16 protein-coding genes are annotated in these 16822 nt (G+C 59.8%); 7 read left to right on the forward strand and 9 right to left on the reverse strand.

Features of this window, described 5'->3' with window-relative positions; all coding sequences use genetic code 11:
* Nucleotides 1-136: 136 nt before the first annotated feature.
* From QQJ86_RS17890 to QQJ86_RS17910, 5 genes are all read right to left on the reverse strand, one after another.
* Nucleotides 137-1504, reverse strand: coding sequence for an amino acid permease (locus QQJ86_RS17890; protein WP_284322330.1), 1368 nt, complete (start codon nucleotides 1502-1504; stop codon nucleotides 137-139).
* A gap of 25 nt (nucleotides 1505-1529) precedes the next feature.
* Nucleotides 1530-2183 (reverse strand): rhomboid family intramembrane serine protease, encoded by a 654-nt coding sequence (locus QQJ86_RS17895; RefSeq protein ID WP_284322331.1) that lies wholly within the window; start codon nucleotides 2181-2183, stop codon nucleotides 1530-1532.
* A 251-nt stretch (nucleotides 2184-2434) separates the two neighbouring features.
* Nucleotides 2435-3136 (reverse strand): C40 family peptidase, encoded by a 702-nt coding sequence (locus tag QQJ86_RS17900; protein ID WP_284322332.1) that lies wholly within the window; start codon nucleotides 3134-3136, stop codon nucleotides 2435-2437.
* Between the two features lie 259 nt (nucleotides 3137-3395).
* On the reverse strand, nucleotides 3396-4097 hold the full coding sequence (locus QQJ86_RS17905; protein WP_284322492.1) for a YggS family pyridoxal phosphate-dependent enzyme: 702 nt from the start codon (nucleotides 4095-4097) through the stop codon (nucleotides 3396-3398).
* A gap of 7 nt (nucleotides 4098-4104) precedes the next feature.
* Nucleotides 4105-5529 carry a M20 family metallopeptidase gene (locus QQJ86_RS17910; RefSeq protein ID WP_284322333.1) on the reverse strand — a complete coding sequence of 475 codons (1425 nt, stop codon included), beginning with the start codon at nucleotides 5527-5529 and terminating at the stop codon, nucleotides 4105-4107.
* A 42-nt stretch (nucleotides 5530-5571) separates the two neighbouring features.
* Here QQJ86_RS17910 and QQJ86_RS22855 point away from each other — a divergent pair, with 42 nt between their 5' ends.
* The 5 genes from QQJ86_RS22855 to QQJ86_RS17935 all read left to right on the forward strand — a co-directional run bounded on the left by QQJ86_RS22855 (nucleotide 5572) and on the right by QQJ86_RS17935 (nucleotide 8556).
* Nucleotides 5572-6138 carry a ComEA family DNA-binding protein gene (locus QQJ86_RS22855; RefSeq protein ID WP_423372821.1) on the forward strand — a complete coding sequence of 189 codons (567 nt, stop codon included), beginning with the start codon at nucleotides 5572-5574 and terminating at the stop codon, nucleotides 6136-6138.
* A 189-nt stretch (nucleotides 6139-6327) separates the two neighbouring features.
* Nucleotides 6328-6792 (forward strand): SET domain-containing protein, encoded by a 465-nt coding sequence (locus QQJ86_RS17920; RefSeq protein ID WP_284322334.1) that lies wholly within the window; start codon nucleotides 6328-6330, stop codon nucleotides 6790-6792.
* Nucleotides 6793-6809: 17 nt separating this feature from the next.
* Nucleotides 6810-7352: a GNAT family N-acetyltransferase gene (locus QQJ86_RS17925; RefSeq protein ID WP_284322335.1), complete on the forward strand. Its 543-nt coding sequence runs from the start codon at nucleotides 6810-6812 to the stop codon at nucleotides 7350-7352.
* Nucleotides 7349-7921 (forward strand): HutD/Ves family protein, encoded by a 573-nt coding sequence (locus QQJ86_RS17930; protein WP_284322336.1) that lies wholly within the window; start codon nucleotides 7349-7351, stop codon nucleotides 7919-7921. Before QQJ86_RS17925 ends, QQJ86_RS17930 begins: the two co-directional genes overlap by 4 nt.
* 101 nt (nucleotides 7922-8022) lie before the next feature.
* The gene (locus QQJ86_RS17935) at nucleotides 8023-8556 is read left to right on the forward strand and encodes an REP-associated tyrosine transposase (RefSeq protein ID WP_284322337.1); all 534 of its coding nucleotides are present in this window, start codon (nucleotides 8023-8025) and stop codon (nucleotides 8554-8556) included.
* A gap of 72 nt (nucleotides 8557-8628) precedes the next feature.
* Here QQJ86_RS17935 and QQJ86_RS17940 read toward each other — a convergent pair whose 3' ends face one another.
* Both QQJ86_RS17940 and QQJ86_RS17945 read right to left on the reverse strand, forming a co-directional pair.
* Entirely contained in the window at nucleotides 8629-9516 is an 888-nt protein-coding gene (locus tag QQJ86_RS17940) for a hypothetical protein (RefSeq protein WP_284322338.1), read from the reverse strand.
* Between the two features lie 11 nt (nucleotides 9517-9527).
* The gene (locus QQJ86_RS17945; RefSeq protein WP_284322339.1) at nucleotides 9528-11633 is read right to left on the reverse strand and encodes a M1 family metallopeptidase; all 2106 of its coding nucleotides are present in this window, start codon (nucleotides 11631-11633) and stop codon (nucleotides 9528-9530) included.
* Nucleotides 11634-12027: 394 nt separating this feature from the next.
* On the opposite strand from QQJ86_RS17945, the gene QQJ86_RS17950 reads away from it, so the two are divergent.
* Both QQJ86_RS17950 and QQJ86_RS17955 read left to right on the forward strand, forming a co-directional pair.
* A complete protein-coding gene (locus QQJ86_RS17950; protein ID WP_284322340.1) occupies nucleotides 12028-12702 on the forward strand; it encodes a response regulator in 675 nt (224 codons plus the stop codon).
* Nucleotides 12699-14102: a sensor histidine kinase gene (locus QQJ86_RS17955; RefSeq protein ID WP_284322341.1), complete on the forward strand. Its 1404-nt coding sequence runs from the start codon at nucleotides 12699-12701 to the stop codon at nucleotides 14100-14102. Before QQJ86_RS17950 ends, QQJ86_RS17955 begins: the two co-directional genes overlap by 4 nt.
* 200 nt (nucleotides 14103-14302) lie before the next feature.
* On the opposite strand, the gene QQJ86_RS17960 is transcribed toward QQJ86_RS17955, so the two are convergent.
* Together QQJ86_RS17960 and QQJ86_RS17965 are read right to left on the reverse strand one after the other, a co-directional pair.
* Nucleotides 14303-15712, reverse strand: a complete 1410-nt coding sequence (locus QQJ86_RS17960; protein WP_284322494.1) for an aspartate aminotransferase family protein — start codon at nucleotides 15710-15712, stop codon at nucleotides 14303-14305.
* A 194-nt stretch (nucleotides 15713-15906) separates the two neighbouring features.
* Complete coding sequence (locus QQJ86_RS17965; protein ID WP_423372822.1) at nucleotides 15907-16644, reverse strand: HAD-IB family phosphatase; 738 nt, start codon at nucleotides 16642-16644, stop codon at nucleotides 15907-15909.
* Between the last annotated feature and the right edge of the window lie 178 nt (nucleotides 16645-16822).

Here is a 16822-nt window from a genome sequence, read left to right on the forward strand (position 1 = left end):
CCATGCACAACCATTCGAGTATTGGGGTTTGCACCCCAACCTACGAATTGTTCAAGAGCAACATGGATCCCCGCTTCCGCGTGAATGACGGCCTACACGCAAGATTGAGGCACGCAAGTTCACTAGGACTGGCTACTCAAACCGCATTCGCATCCGCCGCTGCAAGATTCATCCTGCGCCCGATGCCAAACACGAAATAAGCCACCGTCAACAACGCCACCCATGCCGCGCCCACATATAGGGCGACGCGCGTATTCGGGTGATAACCCAACATCACCACCACAAACAGCAGAAACGCCAAGCAAATTGCACTGGTGAACGGCCAGCCGCGCAACGGAAACTTGGTTTTGCCGTAGCGGCGGCGGAAGCTGAAGTGTGCAATCAGCACCATCGACCACGTCCACACGGTATTGAACGAGAGAATCGACATCATCATGCCGAAAATGCTCTTCGGCAGCAGATAGTTGAGCACCACACCCATCATCAGGCAGGCCAGCGTCACCAGCACGCCGCGAATCGGCACGCCATGCGCACTCACGTTGGCCAGCACAGCCGGCGCCTGCCCCTTGTTGGCAAGGCTATAGAGCATGCGACTACCGCTGAAGGTGGTGCTGTTGAACCCCGATAACGCTGCGGTGATCAATACGAAATTGATCAACCCCGCTGCTTGCGCAATGCCGAGCTTGTCGAACGTAGTCACGAACGGGCTGCCCTGCGTGCCGATCTGATTCCAGGGATAGATCGCCATGATCACGAACAACGCACCCACATAGAAAATCAGAATACGCCACAGTACCGAATTGACGGCGACCGGAATGGTGCGCTCAGGCTGCGACGCTTCGCCCGCCGCCATGCCTACCGTTTCGATACCGCCGAAGGAAAACACCACCACTGGCAGCGCCAGCACCATGCCAATCACCCCGTTGGGGAACCACCCACCGTGACTCCACAAGTTGGAAAGGCCCACCGCATGCCCGCCGTTGCCCCAGCCCAGCCAGATCATGCCGGCGCCGCCCAAGATCATCAGCACCACCGTCACCACTTTGATCATGGTGAACCAGAATTCCATTTCGCCGTACACCTTCACCGCCATCAGGTTCAAGCCGCCGATCATCACCACGCTGCCGAACACCCAGATCCACTGCGGTAGATCGGGAAACCACTGCTTCATGTAGATGCCTACGCCGGTGCTTTCGGCCATGCCCACACCCACCATCAGCAGCCAGTAATTCCAGCCGGTCACGTAGCCGGCGAACGGCCCCAGGTAGCGATGCGCGTAGCTGCTGAAGGAACCGGCCACCGGATCGTGCACGGCCATTTCGCCCAGCGCGCGCATGATGATGAAGATCATCAAGCCGCCAAACATGTAAGCAAACAGCACCGAGGGGCCGGCCACCTGGATCGTGTCGGCCGAGCCGAGGAACAGGCCCGTACCGATGGCCATGCCCAGCGCCATGAAGGTGATGTGGCGCGGCATCAGCCGGCGCTGCAAATGTTGCGTCATGGTTTTCCCGCCCTATGGAAATTGTTCAGCGCATCAAACGGCGTTTAGGTTTAATTGGAAGCTTGCCGCGCCAGTACTCGATCATCAAAAAGCCGCCCAGCATACCCCCAAGATGGGCGAAATGCGCAACGTCCGGCTGCCATCCAGATACCCCTAATGTCAGCTCTACCGCACCATAGCCGCTTACAAATAACCATGCGGGTATGGGGATCGGTATGAACATCAGCATCAGCTTCTCTTGCGGGTAGAGCATGCCGAACGCGAGCAGCAGACCGAAGATGGCGCCGGATGCCCCAAGCGTCGGTTCAAAACCATGCGTGAAGTACTTCACCACCAGCAGTTGTGTCAGCGCAGCAACCAGCAGGCAAACGAAGTAATACACGATGAAATTGCGCGGACCGAAGGTTTGCTCGAGGATCCCGCCGAACATGTACAGCGCGAACATGTTGAAGAAGATGTGCAGATAGCTGCCATGCATGAAGGCGTAGGTAACGAGCTGCCACAGCCGGAAACCGATCGCGATCGCGCTACCGTCCCGCGCCTGCGCCAACTGATCCGGCCCCCACGGCCACAGCGCGAAGTGAGCGATCAGCGTATCGCCCATCACTTGCTGCAGCAGGAACACCGCGATGTTGGCGATCAGCAAGTTGCGGGTGATGGGAGGCAAACGAGTTGGCATGCAGATTCCGAAGCGGCAACACACAGCTCCCTCTCCCCTCTAGGGAGAGGGTTGGGGTGAGTGGCGGAGCTTGCCACGATGATACTGATCGCGGTAAGTCCTTATTTGGCTGCTTGCACCGCTTGGAAGTTACATCTCCGCAAGATTGACCCCTCACCCTAGCCCTCTCCCCAAAGGGGAGAGGGAACAAAAGGCGCTCACAAAAAAAGGCCACCATGGGTGGCCTTTCACAATCGTCATTGCTAAAACAATCAACCGTTGTGCGTACCCGCATCGATCTGCGCCATCGCCTCCGGACGGCGGGCGCCGGCAAAGCGCTTGGCCCAGTAGCTGTCGGCGAGGTTGTCCACGCGCACGGATTCGCCGCGGCGCGGCGAATGAATGAAGCGACCGTCGCTCACGTAGATGCCTACATGCGAGATACGACCTTTGCCGCGGCGATCGGCGGTGCGGAAGAACACCAGATCGCCCGGCTGCATGTCGTTGCGATGCACGATATGGCCGATCAGGTACTGCGAGGCTGAGTTGTTTGGCAGTTCCAGACCGAGCGCGCGCTCGAATACGTAGCGCACGAACCCGCTGCAGTCGAAACCGGTGGAAGGATCGCGGCCACCGCGCACGTAGCGCACGTGACGCAGCTGCATGGCCATGCCGATCAGCATGTCACGCAGATCCTGGCTGGTCTTGGCATCACTGAACTGGTCGACACTGAGATCAGCGTCGGCCGTATCGGCCTTGGCGGACGCCAGTGCGGCGATGGGAAGCTGGGTGGGGAGCGTGGACTGAGCCAGGGAAGGTGCGGCGCTGAAAGCGGCCAGAGGACTCAACAACGCAGACGAGAATTTGCCGGCAACCTGAGCTTGAACGCTATTGGCGGTATCGGTGGCGAAGGCGGTGCCTGAAAAGCACAAGGCCGTGGCAAGCGCGGCAAGTACAAGTCGCGTGTTTGGCATTCGGTGGTTCTCTGGGCGGTTGCTGTGTCCGGCCGTCGCCCCCTGCGGCGGCCGTGACGAAGCAGTGAAAGTAACAAAGCAACACCCGCGACTTGTTCGGATGGGGTTAACTGAACCCTATCGTTTGGAAAATCTATTTCTCGCCAAACTTGAACGTAACTTATTATTTTTTAAAACCATTTTTCGAAAACCGACGTTTACCGGTAAGCAGGCCTGGAAAAATTTTTCGCTAGCTTTACACCTGCAACGGCTGGAAACCCTACGCCACAGGGTACGAACGGCTACCAAAAATGGCGGTTCCGATACGCACCTCGGTCGCGCCTTCGGCAATGGCGAACGGGAAATCGCCGCTCATGCCCATGGAAAGCCGCGCAAGCAGGTGGCCTTCGGCAGCGCAACGGTCGCGCAGCTCGCGCAGATGGCCGAAGCAAGCGCGCACCTCGCCGGGGTCCTCGGACAAGGTCGCCAGGGTCATCAAGCCTTTTACGCGGAGCGTGGGATACGCACGCAGGCACTCCAGGAAAGCCGGCAGTTCTTCGGCGGGCAGACCATGCTTGCTCTCCTCGCGCGCTGTCTTCACCTGCACCAGTACGTCCAGGGTGCGGTTTTCGGCCTCCAGGCGCCGATGCAGCGCCTCGGCCAATTCCAGCCGGTCCAGCGACTGCACTTCGCTAGCCAGCCGCGCCACGTCCTTGGCCTTGTTGGTCTGCAGGTGGCCGATCACTACCCAATCGATCGACTCGCCAGCGAGCGCTGTGGCTTTGTCCTTGATTTCCTGCACCTTGTTTTCGCCAAAGCGATTCAGGCCTTGCGCCAGTGCGGCCCGAACCACGTCCGGGCCGAACGTTTTGCTGACCGGCAGGATGCTCACCTCGCCCGGATCACGGCCTGCCTCACGGCAGGCCTCGTCCACCCGTCGGCGTACGGCGTTCCAGTTGGCGGCAAGTTGCACGGTGTCGATCAAAAGCTCAGCTCCGTGCGCTTTGCTGGAAATGGCGCGCTACAACGTCGGCGACCACCATCGATACCTTCTTGCCGGTGGGAATGTGCAGGAACTCGTTCGGGCCGTGTGCGTTGGAATGTGGCCCCAGCACGCCGGTGATCAGGAACTGCGCTTGCGGGAATTTGGCGCCGAGCATGCCCATGAAGGGAATGGAACCGCCCTCGCCCATGTACGCAGCCGGCGCGCCGAAGTAATGCTGCGAAGCTTCGGCAACCGCCTGTTCCAGCCACGGCGAAAGTTGCGGAGCGTTCCAGCCGCTGCCGTCTTTTTCTAGCTTGAAAGTGACCTTGGCGCCGTATGGCGAATCCTTCTCCAGCAGTTGCTTTACAAATTCGCCGGCCTTCGCACCGTCCAGTGTCGGCGGTACACGCAGGCTGAGCTTTACCGAGGTTTTCGGTCGCAGCACATTGCCTGCGCTTTCCAGCGGCGGCAGGCCTTCGGCGCCGGTCACGGCCAACTGCGGACGCCACGTGCGGTTGAGCACCAGTTCGGTGAGGTCTTCCGTCACCGGCTGCATGCCTTCCACAAAGGGAAACTTCTCATACACCGCCTTGCCAAGCACGCCTGCCGCAGCCTTGGCCTGTTCGATACGTTGTGCCGGAATCTCCGCGTACAGCTCGTTGGGCTTGATGCGGCCGGTTTCCGGATCCTCCAGGCGCGAAAGCAGCTCACGCAGGATGCGGAAGCTGGACGGCACCACGCCGGAGGCATCGCCCGAGTGCACGCCTTCTTCCAGCACCTGCACCGTGAGTTCGCCGCCGGTCATGCCACGCAGCGAAGTGGTAAGCCACAGCTGGTCGTAATTGCCGCAGCCCGAATCCAGGCACACCACTAGCGAGGGATTGCCGATGCGCGGTGCGAGATGATCCACGTAATACGGCAGGTCGTAGCTACCCGATTCCTCGCAGGCTTCGATCAGAATCACGCAGCGCGCGTGAGGAATGTTCTGCTCCTGGAGCGCCAGCAGCGCAGCAACCGAGCCGAAGATCGCATAGCCGTCGTCCGCACCGCCTCGACCGTAGAGCTTGTCGCCTTTCAGCACGGGCGTCCACGGGCCCAGACCTTCCGACCAGCCGGTCATTTCCGGTTGCTTGTCCAGATGGCCATACAGCACCACGGTGTCTTCGTTCTGGCCCGGTACTTCGATGTAGATCAGCGGGGTACGTCCTTCCAGCCGCACCACTTCGAGTGTGGCACCGGGCAGCAATGGCAACTTGCTGCGAGCCCAGGCTTCCATCAGCTTCACCGCAGCATCCATGTGTCCATGCGCCGCCCAATCCTTGTCGAACATCGGCGATTTGTTGGGAATGCGAATGTATTCCACTAACTGCGGGACGATCTCGGCATCCCACAAATCGCTGATGTAACGGGTGACGCGGGCGGTATCCATCACGGACTCCATCGGGAAATGTGAAAGCGCGATTTTAACAGCGTGCGCTATCACACTCTTGCTGCAGGGAAACAATTGCGCCCGATTCCACGCAAAACCGATGCTCACAACCACCACGGCGTCTCGCTGACACTCACGTTGGCGCAATCCAGCCATCCCCGCACGCACTGCACCGACTGGGCCATCGCGCAGGCAACGGCGAAAGTGAAGCTGCGGCATGGACATGCCGCTTGGATTCCACAAAGGAGAACACCCTTCATGCTGAAAAAATTCATCGCCATCACCGGGTTGACGTTGGCGCTTGCCCTGCCCGCTTTCGCCGCTACGCCGGTCAACGTCAATACGGCAGACGCAGAAACCATCGCCAAATCGCTGGATGGCATCGGCCTCGCCAAGGCAAAAGCCATCGTCGCCTTCCGTGACGAACACGGCCCGTTCAAGAGCGCGGACGAATTGTCGCAGGTCAAAGGCATCGGCGCGGCGACGCTGCAGCGCAATCACGACGCCATTCTGCTAAGCGGCGAAGGCGCCAAGGCGGAAGACGCGCCAGCCAAGCCCAAACACGCCAAGAAGTCCAAGCCGGCCAAGGAGGAGGCCACTCAAGACTGATCCGCACCATACCGATACGGTCCTTGTGTGGACCGTATCGCCCAGCATCGCTTGCGCTACACTCCGCGGCGCAAAGGGCCTGTTCAATGCCTCAGCGCGACCCGCAAGGCCCCTGAGTGGCCGCCATGCGAACCACGCTAAGACATTGAAAAAGCCCTAAACCGAATCCGCCCATCGCAGCCACCTAACATGATTCTTCCGCGCTACCGCATTGACGCTTCCACCATCCGTGGCGCGGGCAAAGGATTGTTTCTGGAAGAAACCGTCGACGCAGGCCGCATCATCACCGCGCCCGACGCCATCGACCACACTTATCGGCTAGACGAACTGCTGGCGAACCCCGAACAGATGTACGCCAGTGCCCGTTGGTTCGAAAACCGCTACACGGTGTCGCCGGAGTGGCCGGACGAGTGCTACATCAACCACAGCTTCGACCCGACTGGCCTTTGGCATCTGGGTTTTGTGTTCGCCCTGCACGACTTGCCGGTTGGTACCGAGATCACCGTGGATTACCGCCACCTGCTGCCACCCGGCCAGGAGGAGGACTTTATCGATACCGCCACCGGTGAGAAAATTGTAGGCCTTCCATGGGACGAGAGCCTGATGACCACCACTCGCTCCCTCGCCAGGGTGTTGGATAGCGCCAGCGACTGACAAGCGACTGATCGGAAATGATCGAGATCCCTACCATCGAAACCGAGCGCCTTCGTCTGACGGCGCTGACCGAACGCCACTTCAACGACTACGCAGCCATGCTCGCCGACTCGGAGAGCACGCGCTGGATCGGCGACGGCTTGCCGCTCGACCGCACCAACGCATGGCGTTCACTGGCCATGCTTATCGGCCACTGGCAATTGCGCGGTTACGGCATGTGGGCGCTGGAACTGCGCGCCACGGGTGAATTCGTCGGCCGCGCAGGTCTTTTGCATCCGGAAGGCTGGCCGGACGTGGAAATGGGCTGGATGCTCAAACCCGATCATCGCCACCACGGCTACGCCACCGAAGCCGGCACGACCATTCTCGATTTCGCGTGGAGCCAGCTGCATCTGCAACGCGTGATCAGCCTGGTACGCGTCGGCAACGATGCTTCCGATCGCGTCGCCGAACGCCTCGGCGGCGAGCACATCGAAGACATCGACTTCTTCGGCAGCGACAACCACGTTTTTGCCTACTACCCACCACACCGCGACTTGCGCCGTCACGCCTTCGCATGAGCCGACTGCGCCGGGTGCCGAATGATGCCCTGCATGCGCAGGCATGGGCCAACGGTGCCGGAACCACCACAGTCATCGCTAGTGGACCGGACGAGCCTTGGCAATGGCGCTTGAGCATTGCCGACATCACGCAAGCTTGCGAATTCTCCGCTTTCCCTGAAACACGCCGGCACTTCGTGGCACTGGATGCGCCGGTGCAATTGCGCTTTGGCGATCAACGCGAGCTGTCGCTGCTGCGCCTGCAAGTTACCCATTTCGATGGCGCCGATGCGCCACACGCCACCCTCCCGAAAGGTGCAACACGCGCCTTCAACGTGATGTTGCGCGGGGAGGCGCAGGGTGAACTGATCGCACGGCCCTTGAACGGAAGCATGTGGTTGCCATCACGCGAAGGATGGCGTTGGTTCCTGCATATGCTTAGTGGTCGCGCAGAAATGGAAGCCGGTAACGAACGCCTCGAGATCGACACTGGCGCGAACCTGTGGATCGATACGCGGCCAGGTGAGCGCGTGCGCATCGAAGGCGGCGGCGAGCTGGTGTTGGTACACCTCGCCGCTATGCACTCGTAGGTTGGGTTAGCGCAGCGTAACCCAACATGGCTCGCAAAATCCGTTGGGTCACGCTGCGCGAACCCAACCTACGCAAACGACATAACGTCAAGGAGAGATGAATGCGCTACAGACGCATCAAGGCGCCGGGCGCCACTTACTTTTTCACTGTCAATCTCGCCAACCGTACCAGTTCGCTACTCACTGATCGGGTCGATATCTTGCGGGAAGCAGTTCGACATATAAAAACGCATCATCCCTTCCATATCGCTGCCTGGGTCGTACTTCCCGACCACATGCACACCATCTGGAGCATGCCAGATCGTGATCCCGACTATTCAAAACGTTGGCGATTGATAAAGCAGCGCTTTTCAAAATCCATCGAACGGGAAGAAATAATTCGCCCTTCAAAGCAGAGAAAAGGTGAGCGCGAAATTTGGCAACGCCGTTTTTGGGAACATCAGATACGGGATGAAAGAGATTTCCAGACTCATCTCGATTACGTACACATCAATCCTGTTAAACATGGCTACGTAGCCAGAGCAAGAGATTGGCCCTACTCATCCATACACCGATATATCCAGCAAGGACTCATCACCTTCGATTGGGCATGCAAGCCTGAAGATGCTTCTCCCAAAGGCGAAGCGGCTCGGTAGGTTAGGTTATAACCCGACGAGCCGCCTCGAAAATGTTGGGTTACGCTGCGCTAACCCAACCTACATATACTTCTACATCACGCGTCGAGCAGGCATCACATCCCGCGCTACATCCGCCAGCACAAACAAGCGCGCGGTGCGCATCCAGCCGAACGCCAGGACGATGAGTTGGCTCAACAGCAATGCCAGCACCACACCTGCAAAACCCACCGCCGTTACATGGATACGCAGCAGTCCGAACACTGATGCCAGCACCAGTCCTACCAGCGTCACCACCAGATAGAACGACAGCGTCCTGACTGGTCGCCGGAACAACTGCTTGATGCCACGCCACAGCGCGCGCGTTGCCGAACGCAGGGAAGTGTCCGCAATGAATGCGGCCCGCGCCGATTCCACAATCGACTGCACCAGCACGAACACGATGATCAGTACCCAATGTGCGATGTCGGCGTAACGATCCGCCTGCGATTCCAGCACTGCCTGTTCTGCGTGCTTATCCCCCAGATGCATGCCCATGACGTGCACAGCAATCACCAATCCATAGGGAATCAGCGCCCACAGCATCAAGCGGAACATACGGCCGTATTCCACCAGGCCACTTTGCAGCAAAGCGCCAAAGCCCAATACACGCCCTGCACGACCACTGCCAACGACCATGCCCGCCAGGAACGGCGACAACAACAAGGTTGTCGCCTGCGCGAGCGCCAGATCAGTCACCAGCCACTGCGGATGATCGGAGAAGTTGGCGATCACATCACCGAACATGATGTCGTTGAAACCATTGGCCCAATCCGCGGCGTGTACCGACATGTCGAGCAAGCCGCTCAGCATGCGCCACAGCGGCAGTGCCACGACTGTCACCGGAATCAGCATGATCAGCAGCCACAGCAGCAACAGTCGCCACTGCACCGCGGCGCGCATGCCGGAAAACAGAGCCCCAAAACCATTAGAACGAGACATGTCTGTGGCCCTCACATGGTTGCCAGCGCGGAATAAAGCGCCTGCAGAAGCGCGCTGATATCAGCCGTCCAGCGCGTCGAAGCTGCGCCATTCGGCTTGGTGGTCAGGCTGTTGTTGAGGCGATCGCGATCCAACAGATTGTGCTGATCCGGATCGAGCTCCGCCGATACCACTTTGCTCGGCTTGACGAAATCGAAGCGTACCCAACGGCGGTCGTCGTTCCAGGTGACGTCTTCATGCGTGCCATCTTCGAAGGTCACGCGCAGCAGCTCCGGCGTGGGGACACCGTCACGTCGCACGCTTACCGTGCTGTGCCAGGGATAGGGTCCGGGTGCACCGGGTTTTGCATCGGGATGCGCCTTGTCCCATTCGCTGCGCTTCTTGTCGATCTCCTTGTCCAGTTCCGATGCGACCACTTCGGTCTGCTTGCCGTCCTTCCATGTGACACCCGCCTGCGGCAGCACTTCGTAGCTATCGATGTCGCTTACCTTGTCGTCGATGAAAGCAGTGCCGTAGACATATTCGTTGAAGACAGCGTCCACTTCCTTGGCGTTGCCGGAGCTGTCGATCAGCGCGGCACGCAGATCAGCCACCGAGGGGTGACGGAAATGCCAGCGCTGGTAGTAAAGACGGAAAGCCTTCTCCAGCGCCGGCCGGCCAAGGCGTTCTTCCAGATCGTGCATGGCCGTGGCGGTGCGCGAATACACGGTGCCGTAGCTAGTGGCAGAAAGACGATCCCAACTGTTCTGCGCAAGCGGATCGGCCGGGTGAAACAGCGTTGCAGTCATGCGTTCGAAGGTGAAACCGTTGATATGCGGCGTGATGCCCAAGCGCTTGGTAAACGGCGTAGCCACCACCAGTTCCTGCTTGCGCTCGCGCAGCATGCGGTTGTCCCAATACTCGTTGAGCCCTTCGTCCAGTATCGGCTCTTCGAATTCATTGGAAGCGAGAATGCCGTAGAAATAGCCGTGGCCGAATTCGTGGATGTTCACGAAATCGCTTGTCATCTGATTGATCGTATCTGGCTCGACCTGCTTGTAGCCTTCCGAGGTGAAGAAGGTTGGATATTCCATGCCGCCGGCTTCGTCGGCGTTGTACGGCGGGATGACCGCAGTGAGCGTTTCATACGGATAAGGCCCGAGCGTGCGCGAGAAATAGCCAATCGCATCGATGCTCGACTTCAAGGTCGGCGCAGCACTGGCTTCGTATTCCGCCGGATAGATCACACGCACCGCCACTTTCGGGCTGCCCGGCCCTTCGTAAGTGCCATCCATGGTCTTGAAACCCTTCGCAGCCACCCATGCGAAATCGTGCACATCACCTTGCACGAAGTGATAGGTGGTCTTGCCATTCTTCTGTTCTGGCGCTGCCTGCAGCTTGCCGACTGCACCGACGGTGTAATCACTAGGTACGGTCAATCGCACGTCGTACAGGCCGAAGTCCGCGTAGAACTCGCTGAAGAAATGGAACTCGTGCACGTTCCAGCGCGCCTGGGTGGCACCGCGCTCACCGGGCAATTCAAGTACGCCGATCTTGGGAAACCATTGGCCGACCAGGTTGAAATCACCCCACCAGCCGGTGCGTTCCACCACGCGCGGCAGCTGACTGAGGAAGTCGATATCCAGCGCCAGCGTGCCACCCGCCGGTACCGGTTGCGCCAAATCGATGCGTACTACGGTTTCATCCGTGCTCGGGCCACCGTCAGGATGCACGAAGCTCCATTTCAGCGGCGCACCGTTTTGCTGAACATTTTGCAGGCGGATCCCGCCCCACTGCCCTTTCTCCAACTCCGCGTTTCCACGCAACTGGCCATGCGCAGTGAGCACTTTGCGCTCAGTGAAGAACGTGCTGCCGTCATTCTGGAAGGCATTGAGGTAGAGATGAAAATAGACACTGCGCACTTCGCGATCGCTGCGATTGCGCCAGGTCATGTGTTCCTTGCCGGTCACGGCATGCTTTGCGGCATCAAGATCCGCATCGATGCTGTAGCTCACCACGCGATCGGAAAGCGTCGGTTCGCTGCCGGTACGCTCACCACCCCAGGCGTTCGTTGCGCTCTGCGTGGTGATGATGGTGTTGTGTGCAGGCGCGAACGGAATGTCTTGCGACACAGCCATGGGTGGCGCGTTGCTTCGCTGCACCTCCCCAACTGGCGTGACAGTCTGCGCGATCGCCTGACACGACCACAACGCCACGCATGCGGCGAGCCACCGCCCGCCTCGGTTTGTTGCAAAGCTCATCTTGCGGTCTCCCCTTTCGATGATCCGTTGAGCCTGCGGCATGGACATCTGTTGCAGCATCGGCCAAACGTCATGTCGGTCGATATGGATTGAGCGTGCCAATCCCCCACCCATGTGGTCATGACGCTCACAAGCGGCCCAACAGGACAAGCTCGAGCGCATCTGTGCGAACACCACCACACGCGCTAAGCTGCCCACTGTTCAGCCACATCACGCGGAACTCGCTGAAAATCATGGACATACTGCGAAGTTCCAAGGGAGCCTATCGACCATGCGTATCCTGATTGCCGAAGACGACCCCTCCATTGCCGCCGGCGTCAGCGCGGCGTTGCGCCAGGGCGGCCATGCGGTCGATCACGTCGCTGATGGCGTACGCGCCGATGCTGCGCTGAAGGACACACCTTACGATCTGCTGGTGCTCGATCTGGGCCTGCCCAGCCTGGATGGCAGCGAAGTGCTGCAACGCGTGCGCAAGCGCGGCAGTGGGCTGCCGGTGCTGGTGATCACCGCGCGCGAAGGTTTGCGCGAGCGCGTGCGCGTGCTGGATTTGGGTGCGGATGATTATCTGGTGAAACCCTTCGCACTGGCCGAATTCGAAGCGCGCGTGCGAGCCTTGCTGCGCCGCTATACCACGCAAGGCGCGCCGGAGATCACGCTGGGCCACCTGCGCCTGGATCTTCCCGGCCATCGTGCGTGGGTGGACGACAAACCGCTCGAGCTCACTGCACGCGAATTCGGCTTGCTGGAGGCGCTTGCTGCACGCCCCGATCGCGTCACCAGCCGCGCGCAGCTCATCGAAGCATTGTGCAGTTGGGATCAGGAGCTCACCGACAACGGCCTGGATATCGCCATCTACCGGCTGCGCCGCAAGCTGATCGATTCCGGCACGCAAGTACGCACCATCCGTGGATTGGGTTATCTATTGGAAGAGGTCAAGCAGGCATGAGCCAGCGCCTGCGGTGGCGCAACAGCCGCCAGAGCCTGCGTAGACGCCTGCTGACCACGCTGCTGGTGCCGCTTACCGCGCTGTTGCTGTTGAACAGCCTGATCACCTACATCGGCGCGCTGATCTACGCCAACCACGTGCACGATGTGAACCTGGTCAACGACACAGTGACTCTAGTGCAGATGATGGCCACGAAGAGCCCGGATGGCCGCGTCTCGCCGCAAGCGCAATTCCTGCTCGAATACGAACCGGAAGGCCGCAATTACTTCAGCGTGTTCAGCGCCCGCCACGGCCTGGTCGCCGGCAATCCTGTGTTGAAGCCACCCGGTGGCCTGTTCATCGACGGTACCCGGCCGCAGCTCTATGACGTGCAAATCGAAAGACATGCATTGCGCGCGGCAAGCATTCAAATGGCCAATCCGCGTGAGCCCGGCGATCAGCTTGAAGTCACGGTTGCAGAAACCCTACGTGATCGCCGCCTCGAAGCACGGCAGATCCTGTTGCTGAGCATTCCCGCACAGGCATTGCTGATCATCGCCGCGTTCCTGTTGGTATGGCTAGGCGTAAGCACCGGTTTGCGCCAACTCGAACCGCTCACCAATCAGCTCGCCAATCGCGAACACGATCTGGCGCCGATCGGCGATGCCCAAGTACCGGTGGAAATCCTGCCGCTTACGCGCACCATCGACGGTCTGTTTGCACGCCTGCGCGGCATGCTCGCCTTGCACGAGCGCTTCATCGCCGACGCGGCTCATCAATTGCGTACACCGCTGGCCGGCTTAAGCGTCCATGCCGAGCGCGCACAAGCCAGTTCCGATCAGGCGACGATCAAGGATGCACTGAATCACATCCAGCGATTGATTCTGCGCGCCAATCGCACGTCCAGCCAGTTGCTGGCGCTGACCCGCGCGCAAACCGCCGAGCACGAAATCGGCGATACCGAACGACTCGATCTCGCAGCGGTGATCCCCGAACTGGTCGGCCAACGCGTGCATGAAGCGTTGGCGGCGGATATCGACCTTGGCTACGACGGCCCAACAGGCCCACTATGGATCGAAGGTGATCGCCATCGCCTGCAGGAAATGCTCGACAACCTGATCGACAACGGCTTGCGCTACGCCGGGCGCGGCAGCCTGATGACCGTCTCGCTCGAACGCGAAAGCAACGCCATCTGTCTTGCGGTGGAAGATAACGGCCCCGGCGTGCCGCCCACATGGATCGAGCGTCTGGGCGAACGCTTCTTCCGCGTGCCTGGCAGTGAAGAGCAAGGCAGCGGCTTGGGGTTGGCCATCGTGCAGCGCATTGCGGAGTGGCATAACGCGCGGGTGCGGTATCGGAGTGGAAGCAGCGGGCTTGGGTTGCGAGTGGAAATTGTTTTTCCGCAAGCGCGCGATGCATGAAAGTCGATTGGCGGGATGCCAATCGTCAAAAAAAAGCGGCGCAAAGCGCCGCCATGTTTGTCAGCTTCCCCTGCATGGGAACATCGACAAAAAGCTTTTGTTCGTAATTACGGAAATAAAAGCTTGGTCGCGAGAGCAGCCCCTCGCCCCGCTCCTCTCCCCCGTCATGGATCAAAGATGGGGGAGAGGGAGTAAAGGAGTTACATCGCCTTCTTCGCCTTGGTCAGCAGCTGATCGAGCAGCACGATGGCGAGATCGATTTCCTCATAGCTGATATCGAGCGACGGCGCGAACGTGATGACGTTCTTGTACCAACCGCCGACGTCCAGCACGAGGCCGATCTTCTTGCCGTTGTGCTCGAGATCCCCTGCCAGGCCGATGTCAACCATCTTGTCCAACAGTGCCCTGTTCGGCGTGAAACCGTCGTCGGTGCAGATTTCCGCGCGCAGGGCCAAGCCAAGACCATCGACGTCGCCGATTTCCTTGTGGCGCTTTTGCAGATCCTTCAAGCCTTCGAGGAAATGAGCGCCCTTCTCCGGCACGGTCTTTTCGTAATCCAGCTCGTAACCCATCTTGATCACTTCCAGACCCAGCGATGTACCGAGCGGGTTGGAATTGAAGGTGGAATGCGTAGAACCAGGCGGGAAGATGGTCGGGTTGATCATCTCCTCGCGCGCCCACAAGCCGGACAGCGGATTGAGACCATTGGTAAGCGCCTTGCCGAACACGATGATGTCGGGCGTAACGCCGAAGTGCTCGATCGACCACAGCTTGCCGGTGCGCCAGAAACCCATCTGGATTTCATCGACCACCATCAGGATGCCGTACTTGTCCAGCACCTTCTTCAGATCCTTGAAGAAATTGCGCGGCGGCACGACGTAGCCGCCGGTGCCCTGGATCGGCTCGACATAGAAGGCAGCGTATTCGGCCTGGTTGACCTTTGGATCCCACACGCCGTTGTATTCGGTTTCGAACAGGCGCTCGAACTGGCGCACGCAATGATCGGAATATTCTTCCGGCGTCATGCCTTTCGGGCGACGGAACGGATACGGGAACGGAATGAACATCGCGCGCTCGCCGAAGTGGCCGAAACGGCGGCGATAGCGGTAGCTCGAAGTGATCGACGATGCGCCCAGCGTGCGGCCGTGATAGCCGCCTTCGAAGGCAAACATCAGGCTCTTGCCGTTCTTGTAGTTGCGCACCAGCTTGAGCGAATCCTCCACCGCCTGCGCGCCGCCCACGTTGAAGTGCACGCGGCCCTTCAGACCGAACTTCTTCTGTGCGTCGACCGCGATGGTCTTCGCCAATTCGATGCGCGTCTGATGCAGATACTGGCTGGCCACCTGCGGCAGCACGTCGATCTGACGCTTCAACGTGTCGTTGAGGCGCTTGTTGCCGTAGCCGAAGTTGACGGCCGAATACCACATCTGCAAGTCGAGGAACGGCACGCCGGCCGTGTCGTACATGTAGCTGCCTTGGCCGTGACGGAAGATCTTCGGCGGATCGACGTAGTGCACGGTGTCGCCGAAGGAACTGTATTGAGCTTCGTCGGCGAGGAGTTCGTCGTCGGGAATGACGTAGGAGGCGGCGTTGGGATCGTAGGTATTCATCGAATAAGGAACGGGAATGAAAATGAAAAGGGTTCGACCGCGATGATCTGCTACTACCCGGCCGTCATTCCCGCGAAAGCGGGAATCCATGTTGCCCTGATGCGAGAGCGAAGATGGATTCCCGCTTTCGCGGGAATGACGGCGCGGAGGAGTCCAACATCACGGAGAAGGTACGGATACGCTTCTGCTCAAGACTAAAAATTCGAAACCGCCGGCAACACCCGCGGTTGATGCTCGGCCAGCAAGCTGCCATCCAGCAGACGCGGCAGCAATTCCAGCGCATCCTCGAAGCCGGTGATCGGTACGTAAGGAATGCCGGCGGCGCGGCAGTGTTCGATCAGGCGATGCTTGGCGAACACAAAATCCACCTGGTCAGCTGCGCAGAAATCCGATGCACCGTCGCCGATCAGCAGGGTCTTGGCACCGCCGCTGCGCGCCTGTGCCACGCATGCGCACTTGCAGGTGCCGCTACGGCAGCCTTCACTCTGGAATGGCGAGGTGAGCTGCCACTGGCGCGGCGGCGTGCCCGGCGCCAGGTGATTGGCGGCGAGCGGGAGATGATCCAGATCGTAGCGCCCAAGAATGCGATGGATGGCATAGTCCAGGCCGTCGCTGACGACACGGATCGGCGTGCCGAGTTCCGCCGCACGGCTCACGAAAGCGGGGAAAGCATGGTCGATCCACAGACCGTCCAGGTGCTCGTCGAGTTCTTTGCTGCTCACATCGAGCAAAGCCACCTGTCCGCTCATGCATTCGCGCGAACCGATGCGGCCAGCGCGCCAGTCCTGCTCCAACGCTTCCCACCCAGGACGGCCGAAACGATCCAGCAGCGAGTCGATCACGTCCTCGACGGAGATGGTTCCGTCGAAGTCGCAGAGGATGGTCCAGGCAGTCACACGCGCCACTCCAACACACACAAGATGAGCATGCATCTTGGCAAGCATCCCCTTTCGGGCCCCTTTCCGCCTTTAGCGCCCGGGTGAAAACCCCAACATCGCGATATATGAGTGCGTGGCAGTGTTGGGGTTTGCCCCCCAATCTACGCTTCTAGCCCTCGCCCCAGCTCTCTCCCCGAAGGGGAGAGGAGGTGTGTCACATAAGGCCGACCCG

It is taken from the genome of Dyella acidisoli (assembly GCF_030160295.1).
Lineage (GTDB): Bacteria > Pseudomonadota > Gammaproteobacteria > Xanthomonadales > Rhodanobacteraceae > Dyella_B > Dyella_B acidisoli.

Bases quoted from the DNA above. Each gene is read 5' to 3' on its own strand.
- QQJ86_RS17890 (WP_284322330.1), bottom strand. From the start codon at position 1,504: ATGACGCAACATTTGCAGCGCCGGCTGATGCCGCGCCACATCACCTTC.
- QQJ86_RS17895 (WP_284322331.1), bottom strand. From the start codon at position 2,183: ATGCCAACTCGTTTGCCTCCCATCACCCGCAACTTGCTGATCGCCAAC.
- QQJ86_RS17900 (WP_284322332.1), bottom strand. From the start codon at position 3,136: ATGCCAAACACGCGACTTGTACTTGCCGCGCTTGCCACGGCCTTGTGC.
- QQJ86_RS17910 (WP_284322333.1), bottom strand. From the start codon at position 5,529: ATGGATACCGCCCGCGTCACCCGTTACATCAGCGATTTGTGGGATGCC.
- QQJ86_RS17920 (WP_284322334.1), top strand. From the start codon at position 6,328: ATGATTCTTCCGCGCTACCGCATTGACGCTTCCACCATCCGTGGCGCG.
- QQJ86_RS17925 (WP_284322335.1), top strand. From the start codon at position 6,810: ATGATCGAGATCCCTACCATCGAAACCGAGCGCCTTCGTCTGACGGCG.
- QQJ86_RS17930 (WP_284322336.1), top strand. From the start codon at position 7,349: ATGAGCCGACTGCGCCGGGTGCCGAATGATGCCCTGCATGCGCAGGCA.
- QQJ86_RS17935 (WP_284322337.1), top strand. From the start codon at position 8,023: ATGCGCTACAGACGCATCAAGGCGCCGGGCGCCACTTACTTTTTCACT.
- QQJ86_RS17940 (WP_284322338.1), bottom strand. From the start codon at position 9,516: ATGTCTCGTTCTAATGGTTTTGGGGCTCTGTTTTCCGGCATGCGCGCC.
- QQJ86_RS17945 (WP_284322339.1), bottom strand. From the start codon at position 11,633: ATGGCTGTGTCGCAAGACATTCCGTTCGCGCCTGCACACAACACCATC.
- QQJ86_RS17950 (WP_284322340.1), top strand. From the start codon at position 12,028: ATGCGTATCCTGATTGCCGAAGACGACCCCTCCATTGCCGCCGGCGTC.
- QQJ86_RS17955 (WP_284322341.1), top strand. From the start codon at position 12,699: ATGAGCCAGCGCCTGCGGTGGCGCAACAGCCGCCAGAGCCTGCGTAGA.
- QQJ86_RS17960 (WP_284322494.1), bottom strand. From the start codon at position 15,712: ATGAATACCTACGATCCCAACGCCGCCTCCTACGTCATTCCCGACGAC.
- QQJ86_RS17965 (WP_423372822.1), bottom strand. From the start codon at position 16,644: ATGCATGCTCATCTTGTGTGTGTTGGAGTGGCGCGTGTGACTGCCTGG.